General features: G+C 69.9%; 16 protein-coding genes. 6 read left to right on the top strand and 10 right to left on the bottom strand.

Translation table 11 applies throughout. The features are described from left to right. Window positions 1-17 precede the first annotated feature (17 nt). A complete protein-coding gene (locus ACWC21_RS33145; protein ID WP_450887267.1) occupies window positions 18-368 on the bottom strand; it encodes a VOC family protein in 351 nt (116 codons plus the stop codon). Window positions 369-976: 608 nt separating this feature from the next. Here ACWC21_RS33145 and ACWC21_RS33140 point away from each other — a divergent pair. From ACWC21_RS33140 to ACWC21_RS33120, 5 genes are all read left to right on the top strand, one after another. After that, entirely contained in the window at window positions 977-2425 is a 1449-nt protein-coding gene (locus ACWC21_RS33140) for a four-carbon acid sugar kinase family protein (RefSeq protein WP_450887265.1), read from the top strand. Continuing rightward, complete coding sequence (locus tag ACWC21_RS33135; protein WP_450887263.1) at window positions 2425-3288, top strand: class II fructose-bisphosphate aldolase; 864 nt, start codon at window positions 2425-2427, stop codon at window positions 3286-3288. The genes ACWC21_RS33140 and ACWC21_RS33135 overlap by 1 nt, the downstream gene beginning before the upstream one ends. A gap of 159 nt (window positions 3289-3447) precedes the next feature. Continuing rightward, the gene (locus ACWC21_RS33130) at window positions 3448-4197 is read left to right on the top strand and encodes an aspartate/glutamate racemase family protein (RefSeq protein WP_450887261.1); all 750 of its coding nucleotides are present in this window, start codon (window positions 3448-3450) and stop codon (window positions 4195-4197) included. A gap of 208 nt (window positions 4198-4405) precedes the next feature. Next, a complete protein-coding gene (gene otnI / locus ACWC21_RS33125) occupies window positions 4406-5218 on the top strand; it encodes a 2-oxo-tetronate isomerase (protein ID WP_450887260.1) in 813 nt (270 codons plus the stop codon). Window positions 5219-5552: 334 nt separating this feature from the next. After that, window positions 5553-5906: a cupin domain-containing protein gene (locus tag ACWC21_RS33120; protein WP_450887258.1), complete on the top strand. Its 354-nt coding sequence runs from the start codon at window positions 5553-5555 to the stop codon at window positions 5904-5906. 166 nt (window positions 5907-6072) lie between these two features. Here the strand turns inward: ACWC21_RS33120 and ACWC21_RS33115 are convergent, their stop codons facing one another. From ACWC21_RS33115 to solA, 8 genes are all read right to left on the bottom strand, one after another. Continuing rightward, a complete protein-coding gene (locus tag ACWC21_RS33115) occupies window positions 6073-7056 on the bottom strand; it encodes a D-2-hydroxyacid dehydrogenase (protein WP_450887256.1) in 984 nt (327 codons plus the stop codon). Between the two features lies 1 nt (window position 7057). Further along, window positions 7058-8509, bottom strand: a complete 1452-nt coding sequence (locus tag ACWC21_RS33110) for an NAD-dependent succinate-semialdehyde dehydrogenase (RefSeq protein WP_450887254.1) — start codon at window positions 8507-8509, stop codon at window positions 7058-7060. A 41-nt stretch (window positions 8510-8550) separates the two neighbouring features. Beyond that, window positions 8551-9831, bottom strand: coding sequence for an NAD(P)/FAD-dependent oxidoreductase (locus ACWC21_RS33105; RefSeq protein WP_450887252.1), 1281 nt, complete (start codon window positions 9829-9831; stop codon window positions 8551-8553). A 184-nt stretch (window positions 9832-10015) separates the two neighbouring features. Then, the gene (locus ACWC21_RS33100; protein WP_450887250.1) at window positions 10016-10783 is read right to left on the bottom strand and encodes an amino acid ABC transporter ATP-binding protein; all 768 of its coding nucleotides are present in this window, start codon (window positions 10781-10783) and stop codon (window positions 10016-10018) included. Further along, a complete protein-coding gene (locus tag ACWC21_RS33095; RefSeq protein WP_450887249.1) occupies window positions 10780-11739 on the bottom strand; it encodes an amino acid ABC transporter permease in 960 nt (319 codons plus the stop codon). Before ACWC21_RS33095 ends, ACWC21_RS33100 begins: the two co-directional genes overlap by 4 nt. Window position 11740: 1 nt before the next feature. Continuing rightward, the gene (locus ACWC21_RS33090) at window positions 11741-12760 is read right to left on the bottom strand and encodes an ABC transporter substrate-binding protein (RefSeq protein ID WP_450887247.1); all 1020 of its coding nucleotides are present in this window, start codon (window positions 12758-12760) and stop codon (window positions 11741-11743) included. 184 nt (window positions 12761-12944) lie between these two features. Beyond that, window positions 12945-13625 carry a haloacid dehalogenase type II gene (locus ACWC21_RS33085; protein WP_450887245.1) on the bottom strand — a complete coding sequence of 227 codons (681 nt, stop codon included), beginning with the start codon at window positions 13623-13625 and terminating at the stop codon, window positions 12945-12947. Window positions 13626-13745: 120 nt separating this feature from the next. Further along, entirely contained in the window at window positions 13746-14882 is a 1137-nt protein-coding gene (gene solA, locus ACWC21_RS33080) for an N-methyl-L-tryptophan oxidase (protein WP_450887243.1), read from the bottom strand. 262 nt (window positions 14883-15144) lie between these two features. Between solA and ACWC21_RS33075 the strand changes: the two genes are divergently transcribed. Continuing rightward, entirely contained in the window at window positions 15145-16782 is a 1638-nt protein-coding gene (locus ACWC21_RS33075) for a PucR family transcriptional regulator (protein WP_450887241.1), read from the top strand. A gap of 88 nt (window positions 16783-16870) precedes the next feature. Here the strand turns inward: ACWC21_RS33075 and ACWC21_RS33070 are convergent, their stop codons facing one another. After that, window positions 16871-17932, bottom strand: a complete 1062-nt coding sequence (locus ACWC21_RS33070; protein WP_450887239.1) for a tartrate dehydrogenase — start codon at window positions 17930-17932, stop codon at window positions 16871-16873. Window positions 17933-17968: the final 36 nt, after the last annotated feature.

Raw genomic sequence — 17968 nt, 5'->3', positions numbered from 1 at the left:
CCTACGCGGTCACAGCGCTAGAGGTCGTACGCGGTCGGGTGCAGCGGCTGGTAGAGCCCCACCTCACCGCCGCCGGGCAGGCGGAAGGCGGTGAGCCTGCCCCACCGCTGCTCGCTGACCGGCGCGGTGAACTCCACGCCCTTCTCCTTCAGTTCGGCAACCGTGGCATCGACGTCGTCGCACATGAAGTAGAGCTCGTGCTTCTGCTCCGCGTCCGTCGGGTGGACGGCCACCTCAGCGGGCGGCAGCTGGAGGATGAGCCAGCCACCGCCGGCGTCGACGCTCTTCGCACCGAGGACGTCCCGCAGGAAGGCGCGGTCCGCCTCGGAGTCGCGGCTGTGGAGGATGACGTGCGTTCCGTTGATCACGTCTCCCGACTCTAGGTTGCCGCGTCCCTCAGCTCGAGGGAAACGCGCCCCACCTCCTGGCTTCGGGTTCAGTGACCCTTCGCCGCCGGCTCAGGAATGTGCTCGATCCGGAAGCGAACGGCGAGCCGCGTGTCGCGCTGGTCAGCCGCCGCGGCCCACTGTCCCCTGCGGAGATGTCCTTCCTGGACCGAGCTGACGGAACCGCAGTGAAGCCACCTTATAGGGCGGTCCTATAAGGCACATCGGCATTGTGTCTTGGACGCGCTGCCCGGCCCGCTGCTGCAATCGGCCCTATGACGAACCCAGAACCACCGCATCGCCCTCATCCCCAGTGACGGCATCGGGACCGCGGGATCGAGGTCCTGCCGTCCGCCCGGATCCTGCCGTTCGGCCGCGCCTACCGCAGGGCGAAGGAGAAGTCGTTCTGAGCCGATAACCAGGACGGTGACACTGCGCAGACTTCCGCTACCGGTACCTGCGCCCGAACGAGGACGTCAACCTCGGCCGGTCCACCAACGACGTCTGTCCGACCGCCGTCAAGACTGCGCTCAAGCGCGACCTCGACTGACGTTCGCCCCTCAACTCCCGTAACAGGTCAGGAATTCTCCATGTCTCTACCCCTCCATGCCCAGACGCGGCCCGTCCCCGAGGCAGCGGTGCTGGCAGGGCTGCCTCCCGTGCGCGAGGCGAGCGCCGGGGAAGTGGCCGCCCGCATATCCGGCGGCCCCCGTCTCGTCGTCCTCGACGACGATCCGACCGGCACCCAGACCGTCGCCGACGTGCCCGTCCTGACGTCCTGGACGGTGGACGACCTGCGCTGGGCGCTGCGCCAGGACAGCGCCGTCTTCTTCGTCCTCACCAACACCCGCAGCCTGTCCCCTGAGGACGCGGCCGCCCGCGACCGCGAGGTCGTCCGCGCCCTGCACGCGGCGGCGGCGGCCGAGGGCACCGGCTACGTCCTGGCCAGCCGCGGGGACTCCACGCTGCGCGGTCACTTCCCGCTGGAGACCGATGTCCTCGCAGAGGAGCTGACGGAGCTGGGCGCAGGTCCTCCGGACGGCGTGGTAGTGGTCCCCGCCTACATCGAGGCGGGCCGGCTGACCGTTGGCTCCCGCCACTGGATGCGGACCGACGACGGACTGCTCCCGGTCGGAACGAGCGAGTTCGCCCGCGACGCCACGTTCGGCTACCGCAGCTCCTCGCTGCCCGAGTGGGTCGAGGAGAAGACGGGCGGACGCATCCCCGCGGACGAGGTTCTGCGCGTCACCCTCGACGACCTGCGCGGCGGCGGCCCGGCGCACACGGCGCGGCTGCTGTCCTCGCTGCGCGGCGGACGTACGGCCGTGGTCGACGCGGTGTGCGACGACGATCTGCGGGTGCTGGCCCTGGCACTCGCGGAGGCGGAGGAGAACGGCACGCGGCTGGTGTACCGGGTCGGGCCGTCCTTCGTCAGGGCCCGCGCCGGACAGGCGGCGCGGGCACCGCTCACCGCGGCCGAACTGCGCCCGCTGCGCGGCGACGCGCCGCACGGTCTCATTGTCGTGGGGTCTCATGTGGCGCTGACGACACTGCAGTTGGACCGGCTGCGGGAGCGAGGCGGGATCGCCGAGTACGAGCTGGACGTGGCCCTGCTGCTCGACGAGGAGCGGCGTGACGCCCACATCGCCGAGGTCGCGGCCGCGGCCGCCGGCGCGCTGGACTCGGCGGACGCGGTGATCCGTACCTCACGGGTGCTGGTGACGGGTGCCGACGCGGACGACAGTCTGGCGATCTCCCGCCGGGTCTCCGCCGCGCTCGTTGAGGCCGTGCGCCGGGTCAACGCCGCCCGGCGGCCCGCTTTCGTCGTCGCCAAGGGCGGTATCACCTCCAGCGACACCGCCACCCACGGCCTTGGGATCCGCCGTGCCTGGGCCCGGGGCACGCTGCTGCCGGGCATCGTCTCGCTCTGGGAGCCCGTGGACGGCCCCGCTGCCGGCATCCCTTACATCGTCTTCGCCGGGAACGTCGGGGGCACCGACGCCCTCGCCGACGCCCTCGACCTGCTGAGGAGTGCCTGATGCTGCTGCACGGAACCGATGCCCTGAAGGAGGCCGCGTCCGCCGGTCACGCTCTGCCCGGGTTCGTCGCCTACAACCTGGAGACGGTCCAGGGCATCACGGCCGCCGCCGAGGCCGCCGGACGGCCGGTCATCATCCAGGCGGGCTCCAGTCCCTTCAAGCACGCCGGGCGCGACGCCCTGATGCGGCTGGCGCTGGACGCCGCCGCACGCTCCACGGCCCCTCTCGGTGTGCACCTCGACCACAGCCGGGACCTGGACGAGATCACCGCCTGCCTGGAGGCGGGCTACACCTCTGTCATGGTCGACGGCTCCCATCTGCCGTTCGCCGAGAACATCGCCTTGACGAAGGAGGCGGTCCGCCGGGCCCGTGACCACGGTGCCTGGGTGGAGGCCGAGCTCGGTGCCCTGCCGGGCGACGAGGACGTCTCCACCGACGCCGTCGCGCAGGCCGCGGCGATGACCGATCCGCAGCAGGCGGCCGAATTCGTGTCCGCGACGGGCGTGGACGCGCTCGCCGTCGCCGTCGGCAACGTCCACGGCTTCACCCAGCACCCGGTCCGCCTGGACCTGGAGCGGCTGGCCGCGATCCACGAGGCCGTAACCGTCCCACTCGTCCTGCACGGCGCAAGCGGTCTGCCCGTCGAGGAACTGCACGGCGCCCTCGCCCGAGGCGTCGCCAAGGTCAACGTCAACGCCGAACTGCGCCGCGCCTGTCTGGAGGCCACCCGCATGACCCTCCCGTCCGCGTTGCCCGGCTCCGACGTCGTCTCCCTGTGGGCGGCCGGCCGCGACGCGGTCCGGGACGCCGCCCTGGATGTCGTCAGCCGCCTGAGCCCCCGCGCCGAAGGGGGAACCGCATGACCTGAACTCAGCCCCGCTGACCTGGACCGCACCACAGCGACGGGCACCAGACCGTCGTACGCCCCGGCCGTGCGCGTTGCGCGCGGTTCGCACCGCTTCGTCTCGTGCTCTCGTGCCCGCACCGGCACGCGGCCCGATCCTCACCCTGTTGGAGACACCATGTCCACCACTGCCTCGATCGCCGTGCTGCACACCAGCCTGCTGTTCATCAACCCCGATTCGGTCATCAACGAGTACCTCGCGGAACTCGCGCCGGACGCCAAGGTCCTGCACTTCGTCGACAGTGACGTGCTCGCTGCCGTGGTGCGCGACGGTGGGATCTCACCTGCCAGCACGCAGCGCATGGTGCACCTGGCACAGGCCGCGGAGGCCGCGGGGGCCGATGTCGTCTTCTCCGCCTGCTCCTCGGTCGGTCCGGCCATCGACGTGGCCCGACGCCTGGTCTCCGTACCGATCGTCAAGATCGACGACGCGATGACCGCAGCAGCGGCAGAGACCGCTGACGCCATCGGCGTCCTGGCCACGGTCCCCACGACGCTGCCCCCGACCCGTGCCCTCGTCGAGGAGAAGGCCCGGGCGGCCGGTCGCGACATCACCGTCCAAGAACGGCTCTGCGAGGGCGCCTTCTCGGTGCTGACGTCCGGTGACCGCGACCGCCACGACGCGATGGTGCTGGACGGGGCACGGGCGCTGGCCACCGAGGTCGACGTGATCGTGCTGGCCCAGGCGTCCATGGCACGGCTGGCTCCCGCGATCGCCGAAGCCGTCGGCAAGCCCGTGCTCTCCAGCCCACGCAGCGGAGCGGAGGACGCGGTGCGTGTGCTGAACGAGCAGGCGGCTGAACCTGTCCATGCCACAGCCAGGGCCTTCGAGACCATGGAATGGCAGGGAGGTTGCGGAGCCGGATAACGGCACCGCATCAGTACGGTCCGGCTTTGCGGGCGCGGTCAACGGTGCTGCGATCTTTTCAGTGCGTGGCGTCATGGCGGACCGGGCGACCTGCGCCACACCCGTTTCCTTGCCAGGAGTACGCCTTGCCCCCCCCTGCAACAGCCCTCAGGAAGCGGGTCCTCAACCACTGCCCTTGGCCGTCCCCGGCCGGAACACGGGAGCCAGCATGCCGAGGTTCGCAGCGAACCTGTCCATGATGTACACCGAGCACGATTTCCTCGACCGCTTCGCCGCGGCCTCGGCTGACGGCTTCGAGGCCGTGGAGTATCTCTTCCCCTATGCGTACGACGCCGCCGAACTGCGCCGCCGGCTCGACGACCACGGCCTGGAGCAGGTGCTCTTCAACGCGCCTCCCGGAGCGTGGGAGTCCGGAGAGCGCGGGATGGCGGCACTGCCCGGGCGCGAGGCGGAGGTGCGTTCCGGGGTCGACCGGGCGCTGGAGTACGCGGCGACGCTGGGCTGCCCGCGGGTGCACCTGATGGCCGGGCTGGTCCGGCCGGACGCGACACCGGTCGAGCGGGCCAAGCACCGTGACACCTACCTGACCAACCTGGCCTGGGCCGCGGAGCGGGCCGCCGTCGCGGGCGCGGACATCCTGATCGAGCCGATCAACGGCCGCGACATGCCCGGGTACTTCCTGAGCACCCAGACCGAGGCCCACGCCGTGGTGCAGGAGGTGGGAGCCTCGCATCTCAAAGTGCAGCTCGACCTCTACCACTGCCAGATCGTCGAGGGTGACCTCACCGCGACCCTGCGCCGCGACCTGCCGACCGGCCGGGTCGGTCATCTGCAGATCGCGGGCGTGCCCGACCGGGGCGAGCCCGACCGGGGCGAGACCAACGTCCACCACCTGCTCGACGCGGTCGACGAGCTGGACTTCGACGGGTGGATCGGCTGCGAGTACCGGCCCCGCGCCGGCACGAGCGAAGGTCTCCGCTGGCTCCACGACTACCGGAGCCGGCGAGGGGAAAACGCATGAGCACCTCATCACGGGTGGCCTGGGCTTCCTGGGCGGACGGGTCGCCGCCGCACTGCTGAAGAAGCGCTTCGTTCGCGTGGTGCGCCGAGGGACCGATCGGGGCCATGAATGCCCCTCCGGCCGCCAGGCTGACACAACGTCCGAACATCGTGCCCGGAACGGACGGATCACGCGTGGGCTCCGTGCGGGGCGTCAGAAATACTCGATGAGCCGGAGCAGTCGCACGCTCCACGCCGCCGGCGCAGGCCGGTTCCAGCATCATGCCCGGCCGGTCTGTCCGGTGCTTGCCGAGGCGGCCCGTTTTCGTCGTTGTCACATCCAGTAGAGGAAAAGCATGTCGCTCCTGAAGACCATCGCTCCCGACCCGTCCTTCGCACCCCAGGAGTCCGGCCCGCTGCCGGAACGCCTGATTGCCGGCACCCCGACTTACAAGACCTGGGCCCAGGACGCCGCCCGCGGGGAAACGATCAAAACGGGCGTCTGGGAAGCCACGCCCGGCGAGACGCGCTCGATCAAGGGCGAGCTCTTCGAGTTCTGCCACATCCTTTCCGGCGTCATCGAGATCACGCCGGAAGGCGGCGAGCCGGTGGTCTACAAGGCAGGTGACAGCTTTGTCATGAAGCCGGGCTTCGTCGGAGTCTGGAAGACCATCGAAACCGTGCGCAAGATCTACCTGACCGTTTCATAAACCCGGCTCAGCGATGCGGTACGGGGCAATGGGACCGGGCGGCTACCGCCCGGTCCCATCACAGAGATGTCCGGGTCCAGCCAAGGTCCCGCAGGTCGGAGAGAAAGGCGAGTAGCACGCGCCCCGGCCGGTAGGAGTCACCGGCCGGGGCGCGTGCTGCTCGCCTTCAGGCTGGGGGCGTGTCGTCGACCACGTATCCGCGGCGCTTGTCCACCACGTTGCGCAGCGGCCGGCCCTCGATGTGCCGGGCGAAGTTGTCGAGGAACAACTCGATGAGCGCGTCCCGCTCGCCGGTGGTCTCGCCCGCCGTGTGCGGGGAGATCATCACGCCGGGCATGTTCCACAGGGGAGACTCGGCAGGCAGCGGTTCCTGGGCGAACACGTCCAGGGCTGCGCCGGCGAGCCGTCCGGCGGCGAGGTGGTCGACCAGCGCCTCCTCGTCGACGAGTCCGCCACGGCCTACGTTGATCAGCCGCGCCCCCGGCTTCATGGCGGCGAGCACGGAGGCGTCGACCATGCCCCGGGTGTCCTCGGTGAGGGGTGCGGCCAGGACGACGTAGTCCGCTTCCGTCAGGGCGGAGCGCAGGGTCCTGGCACCGTGGACCGTGCCGAAGTCGGGGTCGTCCGTGCGGGCCTCGCGGCCCGCGCCGCACACACGCATCCCCACGGCGCACAGCAGCCGGGCGATGGCCCGGCCGGTCGGCCCCGTCCCCCAGACCAGCGCGGTGCGTCCGGTGATGCCGTCGCTGGGGCGCGGACGCCACTCGCGGCGCCGCTGGTGCTCCCAGGTGCCGGGGAAGTCCTTGGCGAGGGCGAGGATCATGCCGAGGACGTACTCGGCGGTCGGCTGTTCGTAGACCCCGCGGGCGTTGGTCAGGACAACGCGCGGATCGTCCACCAGGGCGGGGAACAGCAAGGAGTCCACGCCCGCTGAGGCCGCGTGGACCCATCGGGGCGGCTTCTCCGGATCGTCGGGCCAGGCCTCGCGGATGGCCGGGGTGCTGGTCACCCAGGCCAGGAGGACGTCGGCGCCGGGGAGGAGGCAGGGCAGTTCCTCTTCGGTCGCGTAGACGGTGTCCGCGAGGCTTTCGATGCGTGCGGTGGCGGGGGGCCGGTTGCCGCGGTGGAGGACGACGAGTCGCTCGCGCATGTCAGGCTCCGACGGGGACGGCCAGGTACTTGTACTCCAGGAACTCGTCGATGCCGACGCGTCCGCCTTCGCGGCCCAGGCCGGACTGCTTGACGCCGCCGAAGGGCGCGGCGGGGTTGGAGACCAGTCCGGTGTTGATGCCGATCATGCCGCTTTCGAGACGTTCGGCGACCCGCAGGGCACGGTCGAGGTGCTGGGTGAACAGGTAGGCAGCCAGGCCGAATTCGGTGTCGTTGGCGGCGGTGACGGCCTCGTCCTCGGTCTGGAAGGTGCGGATCGCGGCGACGGGGCCGAAGATCTCGGTGTCGATGATCGCGGCGTCGGGGGTGATGCCGGTGAGGACGGTGGGCGGGTAGAAGCAGCCCGGCCCTTCGGGGAGTTCACCGCCGGTCAGGACGGTGGCACCGCGCTTGACGGCGTCCTGCACCAGGTCGTGGGCCTTGCTGCGGCCGACGGCGTCGATGAGGGGGCCGACGTCGGTGCCGGGTTCGGTGCCGGGCCCGACGGTGAGAGCGGCCATGCGGGCTGCGAGGCGTGAGGCGAACTCCTCGGCGACGGAAGTGTGGACGAAGATGCGGTTGGCCGCACAGCAGGACTCGCCCATGTTGCGCATCTTGGCGACCATGGTGCCCTCGACGGCGGTGTCGAGGTCGGCGTCGTCGAAGACGATGAGAGGAGCGTTGCCGCCCAGTTCCATGGAGGTGCGGATGACAGTGTCGGCGCACTGGGCCAGCAGGATCCGCCCGACCTGGGTGGAGCCGGTGAAGGAGAGCTTGCGGATCTTCCCGCCGCGAAGGAGGGGTTCGACGACGCCGGCGGCGTCGGAGGTGGTGACGATGTTCAGCACCCCGGCCGGCAGGCCCGCTTCGGTGAGGATCTCCGCCAGTACGAGGCTGGTCAGGGGGGTCTGGGGGGCGGGTTTGAGGACGATGGTGCAGCCGGCGGCGATGGCCGGGCCGATCTTGCGGGTGCCCATCGCCAGGGGGAAGTTCCAGGGGGTGATGAGCAGGCAGGGGCCGACGGGCTGACGGGTGACCAGCAGGCGGTTCCTTCCGTCGGGGGCGGTCATCATGCCGCCGTCGACACGGACGGCTTCCTCGGAGAACCAACGGAAGAACTCCGCGCCGTAGGCGACTTCGGCACGCGCCTCGGCCAGGGGCTTGCCCATCTCCAGGGTCATCAGCAGCGCGAGGTCCTCGGTGCGCGCGACGATGATGTCGTAGGCGCGGCGCAGGATCTCGCTGCGCACCCGCGGCGGGGTGGCGGCCCAGGCGGCCTGCGCGGCGACCGCCGCCTCGACGGCACGCCGGCCGTCGGCGGGTGAGGCGTCGGCGACCCGGCACAGTTCCTCGCCGGTGGCCGGGTTGTCGACGGACAGGGTCCGGCCGGACTCCGCGTCCTGCCAATCGCCGCCGATGAACAGTTGCTTGGGAACATCACGGACGACAGTCATCGTGGGTATCTCCTTGTAGGTGTAGAGAGGCTGCCGACCGGTCAGCGGATGCGGTCGAGCGTCTTGTAGTAGGCGCCCGCGAAGGGCAGGAACCAGGCAGTGCCGTTGTAGAGAGGGATGCGGGGTGGGGCGATGTCGCGGACGGGGCTGACCTCGGGGTGGCCGTCCATCACCTCGGCCATGACCTGCCCCATGTGGGTGGCCATCTGCACGCCGTGGCCGGCGTATCCCATGGAGTAGTAGACGCCGTCCTCGGTCTGCCCGGCGTGCACGATGCGGTCCATGGCGAAACCGACGGAGCCGCCCCACACGTACTCGATCCTGGTGCGGGAGAGCTGGGGGAAGATCTCGCACATCTCACGGAACAGGACGGCCCCGCTCTTCTTGTCCGAGGTGGGGTCGGACGGTGCGAAGCGGGCGCGGCCGCCGAACAGCAGCCGGTTGTCCGGGGTGAGCCGGAAGTAGTGGCAGACCTTGTTGGAGTCGACGATGAGGCGGGCCTTGGGGATGATGTCCCGGGCGAGCTCCTCGCCGAGCGGCTCGGTGACGATGATGAAGCTGCCCACGCAGACCTGCTGTCGGCGCAGCCACGGGAAGTTCTTGTCGGTGTAGGCGTCGGTGGCCATCATGACCTGCCCGGTACGGATGACACCGCGCTCGGTGCTGACCTCGAACCGGCCGGCGGCGGTACGCCGTATGCCGGTGGCCGCGTTGCGCTCGTGGATCTCGACACCGGTGCGCTCGCACGCCTCGGCCATACCGCGCACGAATCGGCCGACGTGCAGGGCCGCGCTGAACGGGTCGAGCAGGCCGCCGTGGTAGGCGTCGGAGCCGATCTCGGAACGCAGCTCGGCCTTGCCGATCAGAGTGGTCTCGTGTCCGAAGTACTTGGCCAGGTAGCGCTGTTGGGTCTTCTTGCTCTCGAAGTGGGCGGGGCGGGACGCGACGCCCAGGCGTCCGACGCGGCGGAACTGGCAGTCGATGGACTCCTCGTTCACGAGCCGCTCGACGGTGTCCACGGCCTCGCCGTAGGAGTTGTAGATCTCGCGGGCCCGTTCGAGGCCGTACCGGCGGACGGCCTGGCCCACGCCGATGGTGAAGCCCAAGTTGGCCATACCGCCGTTGCGGGCGGAGGCACCGGAGCCGATCTGGCTCTTCTCGACGAGGGTGACACGGGCGCCCTTGCGGGCGGAGTGCAGGGCGGTGGACAGACCCGTCAGGCCGGCGCCGACGACCACCAGGTCGGTGTCCTCGGTCAGCGGCTTGCCGGACCGGTCGGGAAACGCCCCAGCGGTTTCCATCCAGTAGGGAATCGTCTTCATGTCGGGTCCTTAGCGGGGAGTTTCGAAGTGGGTGGCCGGGCGCCACCAGGGGCCCGGCCGGCGGCGCTGTCAGCGCCGGCGCGGCCCATGCCGGCCCAAGGCTCGGGTGACGCCGAGGATCGCCAGGCCGATGAGGACCGCGCTGACGACGGTGACGGTCGGGTCGACGTCGAACCGAAAGGCGTTACAGCACTCTTTCGAGGAATGCCTGGGTTCGCTTTTCGCGAGGGTTGCCCAGTACCTCGCGTGCGTCGCCGCGTTCCACTGCGATGCCTCCGTCCATGAACAGGATTTCGTCGGCGACTTCGCGGGCGAAGCCCATCTCGTGGGTGACGAGAAGCATGGTCATTCCGTTGCCGGCGAGGTCGCGCATGACGGCGAGTACTTCGCCCACGCGTTCCGGGTCCAGTGCGCTGGTGGGTTCGTCGAACAGCATGATGGTGGGTTCCATCGCGAGGGCGCGGGCGATGGCGACGCGTTGCTGCTGGCCGCCGGAGAGTTGGGCGGGGTATTTGTGGCCGCACCCCTCGAGGCCGACCTTGGCCAGCAGTTCTCGCGCCTGTTCCCGGCTGGCCTCGCGGTTCTTCTTCCTCACCAGCACCGGTCCGGACATGACGTTGCTTTCGGCGGTCATGTTGGGGAAGAGGTTGAACTGCTGGAAGACCATGCCGATGCGGGCGCGTTGCTCGGCCAGCCGTTGCGGGCGGACGGCGTGGTAGGCGTCGTCCTTCTCGACGTAGCCGAAGTCCTCGCCGTTGACCCGCAGCACACCGCGGTCGACGGTCTCCAGGCCGTTGATGCACCGCAGCAGTGTCGATTTGCCCGATCCGCTCGGCCCGATGATGCAGGAGATCTCCCCTGCCGCGACGGTCAGGTCGATGTCGCGCAGGACCTGGTGCTGTCCGTAGCTCTTGCACAGCTTGCGTGCGACGATCGTTCCGTCGGCGTTCACAGCAGGGACTCCCTCGTGGCGGGAACGGGCAGGCCGGCCCCGGGCTCGACCGCGGTGGCGGCCGGGGTCAGCCGTGCCCGGGTCGAGCGGGAGAAACGGCGCTCGATCATGGACTGCGGCACGCTCAGCACCAGCGTCATGATCAGGTACCAGAGACTGGCCACGATCAGCAGTGGGATCGTCTGGTAGTTGCGGGCGTAGATCGCCTGTGCGCTCTGCAGCAGGTCGGCGACGCCGAGCACGCTCACCAGCGAGGTCTCCTTCAGCATGCCGATCACCTGGTTGCCGGTGGCCGGGATGATCGCCGGCATGGTCTGCGGGATGATCACGTGCCGGAGCTTGGTGAACCCCGACATGCCCAAGGACTCGGCGGCCTCGTGCTGTCCGCGACTGACGGACGCGAACCCGCCGCGGATGATCTCGGACATGTACGCCGCCTGGTTCAGCGTCAGCCCCACGACGGCCGCGGTCAACGGGGTCATGATCGCGTTCACGTTCACCGGCGTGGAGAGGTGGGTGAACGGGATGCCGATGGAGATGTTCGGGTAGAGCGCCGCGATGTTGAACCAGAAGATCAACTGCACGAGCACCGGGGTGCCGCGGAAGAAGGTGATGTAGAGCTGGGCGAGCCCGGAAACGGGCCGGAGGCGCGACATGCGCATCACCGCCAGCACCAGCCCCAGCAGCGTGCCCAGGGCCATGCTCGCCACCGTCAGCAGCAGCGTGATCAACAGGCCGTTGAGGATGGTTTCCGTGGTGAAGTAGCTGAACACCACCGGCCAGTGGTAGTTCTCGTTCGTCACCGCGGTCCACACCAGAGCGGCGACGATCGCGATCGCGACGGCCCAGGCGACGTAGTCGCGCGGACGTTTCGGTGTGATCCGCTTCTTGTCTTCGGCCAGCAGTTGTGACACCGGTCGGCTCCTGATCTTCGTGTCGATCATTTCCGTCGACATGTCAGTCCTGCGGAACGCCCATGGCCGCGGTCTTGATCCCGAGGCCCTTGAAGCCCCAGCGGCTCAGCGCCTCGGCGTACTTGGGGCTGTCGATGATGGACTGGATGGCGGCCTTCACCGCGGGGGTCAGCGGCGAGTCCTTCTTCAGCCCGACGGTCGCGGGCTTGGTGGCCACCAGGGGCTTGAGGAGGTCGAACGTCTTGGGCTGCTGCTCAGCCGCCCATCCGAGCGAGATGAAGTCGTACATCACGGCGTCGATCCGCTTGGAGACCAGCTGGGTCAGAGCGTCGTTCACGCTGGGCAGGGTCACCGCCTTGATGGCCGGCTTGCCCTTGCTCGTACAGTCCTGCTTGGACAGCTGGGGCAGCCACTGCAGCTCCGCGGTGCTGCCGGAGGTGACGGCGACGCGGTGCCCGCACAGCGTGTGGGTGCCCAGCTTCTGCGGGTTGCCGTAGGGGACGGACACCCCGGTCCCGGAGTTGACGTAGTCGACCATGTCGAGCACCTTCAGCCGGTCCTTCGTGGCGCCCATGGTGGAGGCGGTGAAGTCGTACCGGCCGGCCTGCAGTCCGGTGATGATGGTGTCGAACTTGACGTTGTTGATCTGCAGCTTCAGGCCGAGCCTGGCGGCGATCAGCCGGGCCATGTCCGGGTTGAACCCGATCGGGGTCTTGTTGTCCGACGCCATGAACGAGGTGGGCGGGTAGGCCAGGTCCATGGCCACGGAGATCGTGCCCCTGGCCTTCACCGCCGCGGGCAGCAGCTTCACCGCCTTCGCGTTCGGCTTCACCCCGACCGAGATGTCGTCGGTGTGCTCGGCCGACGAGCCGGATCCTCCGCCCTGCGTCGTGCTCTTGGCCCCCACGGTCTGCGGGGTGCCGGTCGCCCCGCACGCGGCGAGCGCGAGGGCCAGGGCGGTGGTGACGATCGGGATGCTCAGGTGTCTGTTGACCTGCATCGCGGCGGCCACGGCGCCTGCGGATCGGAGTACGTTTCTGCGGCCTGTCCGGTTGGTTTCCATGGCGGTGCCTCCTGGAGAATGCGGGGGATACGGGGAATCTGTGATGCGGGGACGACGTGCGGATCGGACGGGGGGACGGGCCGTCGTCAGCCGGCGGCCGGACACGCGCAGGGCTCATGGGCGGCCACGCGAGACCGGGGCCTGTCGGGAAGAAGGTGCTGGGTGAGCGGGTGCGCCTCGCGCGTCAGATGCCCAGCATCTGGTTGAGCTCGTCCAGGGACTTGACGGTCACGTAGTCGTAGCCGTGGGTGACCGGGTCGCAGCCGCGGTCCAGCAGGACGAGGTCGCGGAAGCCCATGTCGTGCATCGGCATGAGGTCGTAGCGGGTGTGCGAGGAGACGTGCACGAAGTCCTCGGGGGACGCGTCGAGCTGGTCGAGCATGTACTCGAACGCGGCGTAGCGGGGCTTGTAGTAGCCGGCCTGCTCGGCGGTGAAGACGGCGTGGAAGTCGGCGCCCAGCCGCGGCACGCTTTCCGCGAGGAAGGAGTCGTCGGCGTTGGACAGGATCACCAGCTTGTAGTGCTCGCCCATCTTCTTCAGCGGCTCCGGCACGTCCGCGTGCGGCCCCCAGCTGCGCACACCGTCGGCCAGCCGCTTGCCCGCGTCCGGGGCCGCCTTGATGCCCCACTTGCGGCAGGCCCCCTCGAAGGCGGCCTGCAGCGTCTGCTCGTAGGGGTAGTACTCGCCACAGACCGAGTCGTAGCGGTAGCCGCGGAACTCCTTGACGAACTGGTCCCAGTGCTCGGCCGGGATCTGGTCGCCGACGAGCTCACGCGTGATGGGGGTCATCGGCCACTCGATCAACGTGCCGTAGCAGTCGAACGAGACGTACTTCGGGCGGAACTGGAACGAGGGAATGGGCATGGAAGTGCTCCACTTTCTTGCGTCGGGGAACTGGTCAGGGCCGGCGCGGACCCTTTTTAGGCATGCTCACGACAGAGACGTCAGGAGAGTGGGAGTGACGACGTCGACAACCGCCGAGGATCAGGCGGCGCCGACTCCTGCCGGAGCAAGGAAGTCGACAGGGTGCTGCGTGGTGCCGTCGAGCGCCAGGTCGGCGGCGATCTCTCCCATCGCGGGCGAGAACTTGAAACCGCTGCCGGAGAAGCCGGCCATGACGATGATGTCGTCCTCGCCGGGGAGATGACCGACGAGCGGGTTTCCGGACTCCGTGTAGCCCTCCATGTAGGCCGACATCCTGATGGGATCGGGGTTCAGGTCGGGCATGAGTTCACCGATGAGCTCGCGGAAGACACCGAGTTCTTCGGGGCGGACGGTACGGTCGAGCCGATCAGGCTCGGGCACCGGCGCGTGGTATTTGAAGGAGAGACCGAGCTTGACGGAGATGCCGTCGGGCGACGGGATTCCGAAGCAGTCGTGGGGTGCGGCGCGCACGAAGGAAGGGGCACCGCCCGCGAACCAGTCGTGGCGGGTGGGCAGGTGCCAGGAGCAGACCACCCGGCGGACGTCGACGGTCCGGGGGAGATCCGGGAGCAGGGTGTTGATCCAGGGGCCCACGGTCACCACGGCGGCGTCCACGTGGTCCGTGCCCTGTTCGGTGACGATCTGCACCCCGCCGCCCGCCGCGGGGACGACCTCGCGCACCGTGGTGTAGCGGTGCAGCCGGGCGCCCAGGTGCTCGGCACGGGCGGCGGCGGCCTGGATCGACGCCTCCGGCCTGATGACGGCGCCCAACCGGTCGAGGACAGCGGTGTGTCCGTCCGGGAGCCGGTGCTGCGGGTAGCGGCGGCCGAGTTCCTCCCGGTCCAGGACCTCGTGATCCAGCCCATGCGCGGCGCTGGTGGACAGGAGGAGGCGCATGGACGGTGAGGCGGTCTCTCCCATCACGAGGCTGCCGCTGCGGCGTCGCAGCGACCGGCCCGTCTCCGCCTGGAGCTGCTCCCACATCCGGTCCGCCAGCCGCAGCAGCGGAATGTACCCCGGCTCGCCGAGGTGGGCGGCTCGGTAGATACGGCTCTCGCCCCCGGCCGCGCCGCGGTCGTGACCCGGTGCGTAGCGGTCGTAGCCGATGACCTCGGCTCCGCGGGCGGCCAGTCGCCACATGGCCTGGCTGCCCATGCTGCCGGCACCGATCACGGCGACGCGCTTCGGGACGCGCATGAGGTCGCTCCTCTCGATGGTGTGGTGGGTGGCAGTCGGGCCCCAGCACTGTGCGGACACCGTGCGGACCTTTCCGGTTCGCGTCCTGCTGAGGATGGCGTTCACTCTCCGCCCGGGAGAACCTGCAGGGCAACCCACACTGTGTTCCGCCCAGCAGCCTTCTTGAGACGGTCTGTCACTGCGGACGGCTGGGCTGCAGCAATGCCGGCCCCACCCTTGTCACGATGAGTGGCCGATGCGAAGGTGAGCCCGATTCCCTCGGATGAAAGCACCACCTATGCCACCCAGACGCCATGCAACCGGGCACTTCCCCACGCTCAGGGAGGTACTGCGCCTGCCCGTGCTCGCCGAAGGGATGCCTCGCGTGCTGGCAGGCGAGGCACGGCTGGACAGCCCGGTGCGCTGGGTGCATGTCACCGAGCTGCTCAATCCGGCGGACTTCCTGGAGGGCGGCGAGCTGGTACTGACGACCGGCATGCCGCATCCCGAGAACGCCTCCGAGCTGCGCGGCTACGTCGACCAGCTCTCGGACGTCGGCGCGGCCGGCCTGATCGTGGAGCTCGGTTACCGATACCAGAAGGTGCCCCACGAGCTGGTGGCCGCGTGCCGTGCCCGTGAGGTGCCGCTGGTCGAGCTGGCCCGTGGCGTCCGGTTCATCGACGTCACGCAGACGGTGCACGCGCTCATCCTCGACGCCCAGGGGGCCCTGCTGCGCCGCGGACGGGACATCCAGGACATCTTCACCGCCCTGACGCTGCGGGGCGCGGACCCCGAGGAACTGGTGCACACCACCGCGGAGCTCACCGGAGCCCCCGTGGTGCTGGAGGATCTCACCCACCGGGTCCTGATGTGCGAGCTGCTCGGCCGGCCGTACGAGCCGGTGGTGTCGGCCTGGTCGCGGCGTTCGCGGGCCGCCCCGACGCCGGAGACGATCACGCCGAGCGGCCCGGAGGGGTGGCTGATCGCGCCGGTGCAGGACCACCACGGCCCGTGGGGGCGGCTGGTCCTGCTGGAGGACCGGCTGAGCGCCGAGCCCGACCCGGAACACGCCCTGGTACTGGAGCGTGCGGCGGTCGCACTGACCATGGCGCGTCTGGCGGGGCAGGCCTGGTGGGAACGCCGGGCCCACCGCTCCGTACTGCGAGACCTGTACGAACGGCGTTTCCGCTCCCCCGCGGACGCCCGCGCCCGCGCCGAGGCACTGGGACTGCCCACCCTCGGACACCGCCTCTTCGCCGTGGTCATCCGCCACCCGTACACCGGCACCGAGGGGGAGCACCTCGACGAACGGATCGCGAAGGCGCTGACGCACACCGGTGTCCGCGCCCTGGTCGGCGAGACGGCCCCGGGCCGCATCGGTGTACTCATGGCTCTGGCGCAGGCGAGCGCCTGGCAGCCGGTCGCCGAGCGGATCGGCCGCCTGACCCGGGAAGAGCTCGGACCGCGGGCAGTCGTCGCCGTCGGCCCCGGGGTGACCGACCTCGGCGGGATCGCCCGGTCGTGGCAGGAGGCGGAGCAGACGGCCGAGGCCATCACACCGGCCTCCCCGGAGCGGTGGTTCCACGTCCCCGCCGACGTCCGGCTGCCGGAGTTGCTGGGCGTCCTTCGGGAGGACACCCGTCTTCAGCGGTACGCGGAGCGGCAACTGACCCGCGTCATCGAGCACGACGACCGCAACGGCGGCGATCTGCTCCCGGCACTGCGCGCCTATCTGGCGGCGGCCGGGAACAAGTCGGTCGCGGCGAAACGCGCCGGCATGTCCCGGCAGGCGTACTACCAGCGCCTGCACACCATCGAGCGGCTCCTCGGCTGCGACCTGGAATCAGGTCTGCAGCGCACGTCCCTGCACGTCGCAGTGCTGGTCCTGGACGCGGGAGAAGCAGCTGTTCCCGGCGCGTGACGGGGCACGTCGGCCGTCACGCGCGTCGCAGCGCGACCGGTGCCCGGGGAAGAGGCCTGTGCACGACGCCCACCGAGAGGGAGACGGCTCAGAGCAGCTCGATCAGCTTGTCGGTGAACTCGGCGGTGGTCGCGGTTCCGCCCAGGTCACGGGTGCGGGTATCGGTCTTGGCCAGGACCGAGGCGATCGCGTCCGTGATGTCCCTGGCCGCGGCGGGATGGCCGAGGTGGTCGAGCATCATGGCCGCGGACCAGATCGCACCCAGCGGGTTGGCGATGCCCTGGCCCGCGATGTCGGGCGCGGAGCCGTGCACCGGCTCGAACATCGAGGGGAAGTCCCGCTCGGGGTTGAGGTTGGCCGCCGGGGCGATGCCGATGGATCCGGCGACCGCGGCCGCGAGGTCGCTGAGGATGTCGCCGAAGAGGTTGGACGCGACGACGACGTCGAAGCGAGCCGGGTCGAGGACGAACTTGGCCGCCAGCGCGTCGATGTGCTCCTGGTCCCAGGCGACGCCGGGGTGCTCGGCGGCCCGCTCGGCGATCAGCTCGTCCCAGAACGGCATGGTGTGGATGATGCCGTTGGACTTGGTGGCGGAGGTGACCCTCCCCCGGCGGCGGGCGGCGAGCGAGAACGCGTAGTCGGCGATACGGGTGACCCCCGCCCGGGTGAACACCGCCTCCTGGACGGCCAGTTCCTCGGACGTGCCCTGGTTCAGCCGTCCGCCGATCTCGCTGTACTCGCCCTCGGCGTTCTCCCGCACGACGAGGATGTCGACCTCGCCCGGCCGTGCGCCGCGCACCGGACTGTCGATGCCTTCGAAGACACGGATGGGCCGGAGGTTGACGTACTGGCGGAAGCTGCGCCTGATCGGGATCAGCAGCCCCCACAGCGAGACATGGTCGGGCACCCCCGGATACCCCACCGCGCCCAGCAGGATCGCGTCCTTGTCGCGCAGCTGATCGATCCCGTCGGCGGGCATCATGGCGCCCTCCCGCAGGTAGCGCTCGCACGACCAGTCGTCGTACGACGTGTAGGACAGGCTGAAGCCGTGCCGGCGGCCGAGAACATCGAGCACCTGCTGTGCGGGGGGCAGTACCTCGGCGCCGATGCCGTCGCCGGGGATCAGGGCAATGCGGTGGTTCGTCGTCATGCCGTCGATTGCAGCAAAGCGGTTCGCGGGGCGTCC

Source organism: Streptomyces sp. NPDC001348, from assembly GCF_053597535.1.
Note: the sequence above shows the minus strand (reverse complement) of the source record. Positions and strands in the feature narration are given on the sequence as shown.

Excerpts from the sequence above, each read along its gene's own strand:
- otnI (WP_450887260.1), top strand. The coding sequence starts at position 4,406 with ATGCCGAGGTTCGCAGCGAACCTGTCCATGATGTACACCGAGCACGAT.
- ACWC21_RS33140 (WP_450887265.1), top strand. The coding sequence starts at position 977 with ATGTCTCTACCCCTCCATGCCCAGACGCGGCCCGTCCCCGAGGCAGCG.
- ACWC21_RS33115 (WP_450887256.1), bottom strand. The coding sequence starts at position 7,056 with ATGCGCGAGCGACTCGTCGTCCTCCACCGCGGCAACCGGCCCCCCGCC.
- ACWC21_RS33105 (WP_450887252.1), bottom strand. The coding sequence starts at position 9,831 with ATGAAGACGATTCCCTACTGGATGGAAACCGCTGGGGCGTTTCCCGAC.
- ACWC21_RS33075 (WP_450887241.1), top strand. The coding sequence starts at position 15,145 with ATGAAAGCACCACCTATGCCACCCAGACGCCATGCAACCGGGCACTTC.
- ACWC21_RS33095 (WP_450887249.1), bottom strand. The coding sequence starts at position 11,739 with ATGTCGACGGAAATGATCGACACGAAGATCAGGAGCCGACCGGTGTCA.
- ACWC21_RS33070 (WP_450887239.1), bottom strand. The coding sequence starts at position 17,932 with ATGACGACGAACCACCGCATTGCCCTGATCCCCGGCGACGGCATCGGC.
- ACWC21_RS33120 (WP_450887258.1), top strand. The coding sequence starts at position 5,553 with ATGTCGCTCCTGAAGACCATCGCTCCCGACCCGTCCTTCGCACCCCAG.
- ACWC21_RS33110 (WP_450887254.1), bottom strand. The coding sequence starts at position 8,509 with ATGACTGTCGTCCGTGATGTTCCCAAGCAACTGTTCATCGGCGGCGAT.
- solA (WP_450887243.1), bottom strand. The coding sequence starts at position 14,882 with ATGCGCGTCCCGAAGCGCGTCGCCGTGATCGGTGCCGGCAGCATGGGC.
- ACWC21_RS33085 (WP_450887245.1), bottom strand. The coding sequence starts at position 13,625 with ATGCCCATTCCCTCGTTCCAGTTCCGCCCGAAGTACGTCTCGTTCGAC.
- ACWC21_RS33130 (WP_450887261.1), top strand. The coding sequence starts at position 3,448 with ATGTCCACCACTGCCTCGATCGCCGTGCTGCACACCAGCCTGCTGTTC.
- ACWC21_RS33135 (WP_450887263.1), top strand. The coding sequence starts at position 2,425 with ATGCTGCTGCACGGAACCGATGCCCTGAAGGAGGCCGCGTCCGCCGGT.
- ACWC21_RS33090 (WP_450887247.1), bottom strand. The coding sequence starts at position 12,760 with ATGGAAACCAACCGGACAGGCCGCAGAAACGTACTCCGATCCGCAGGC.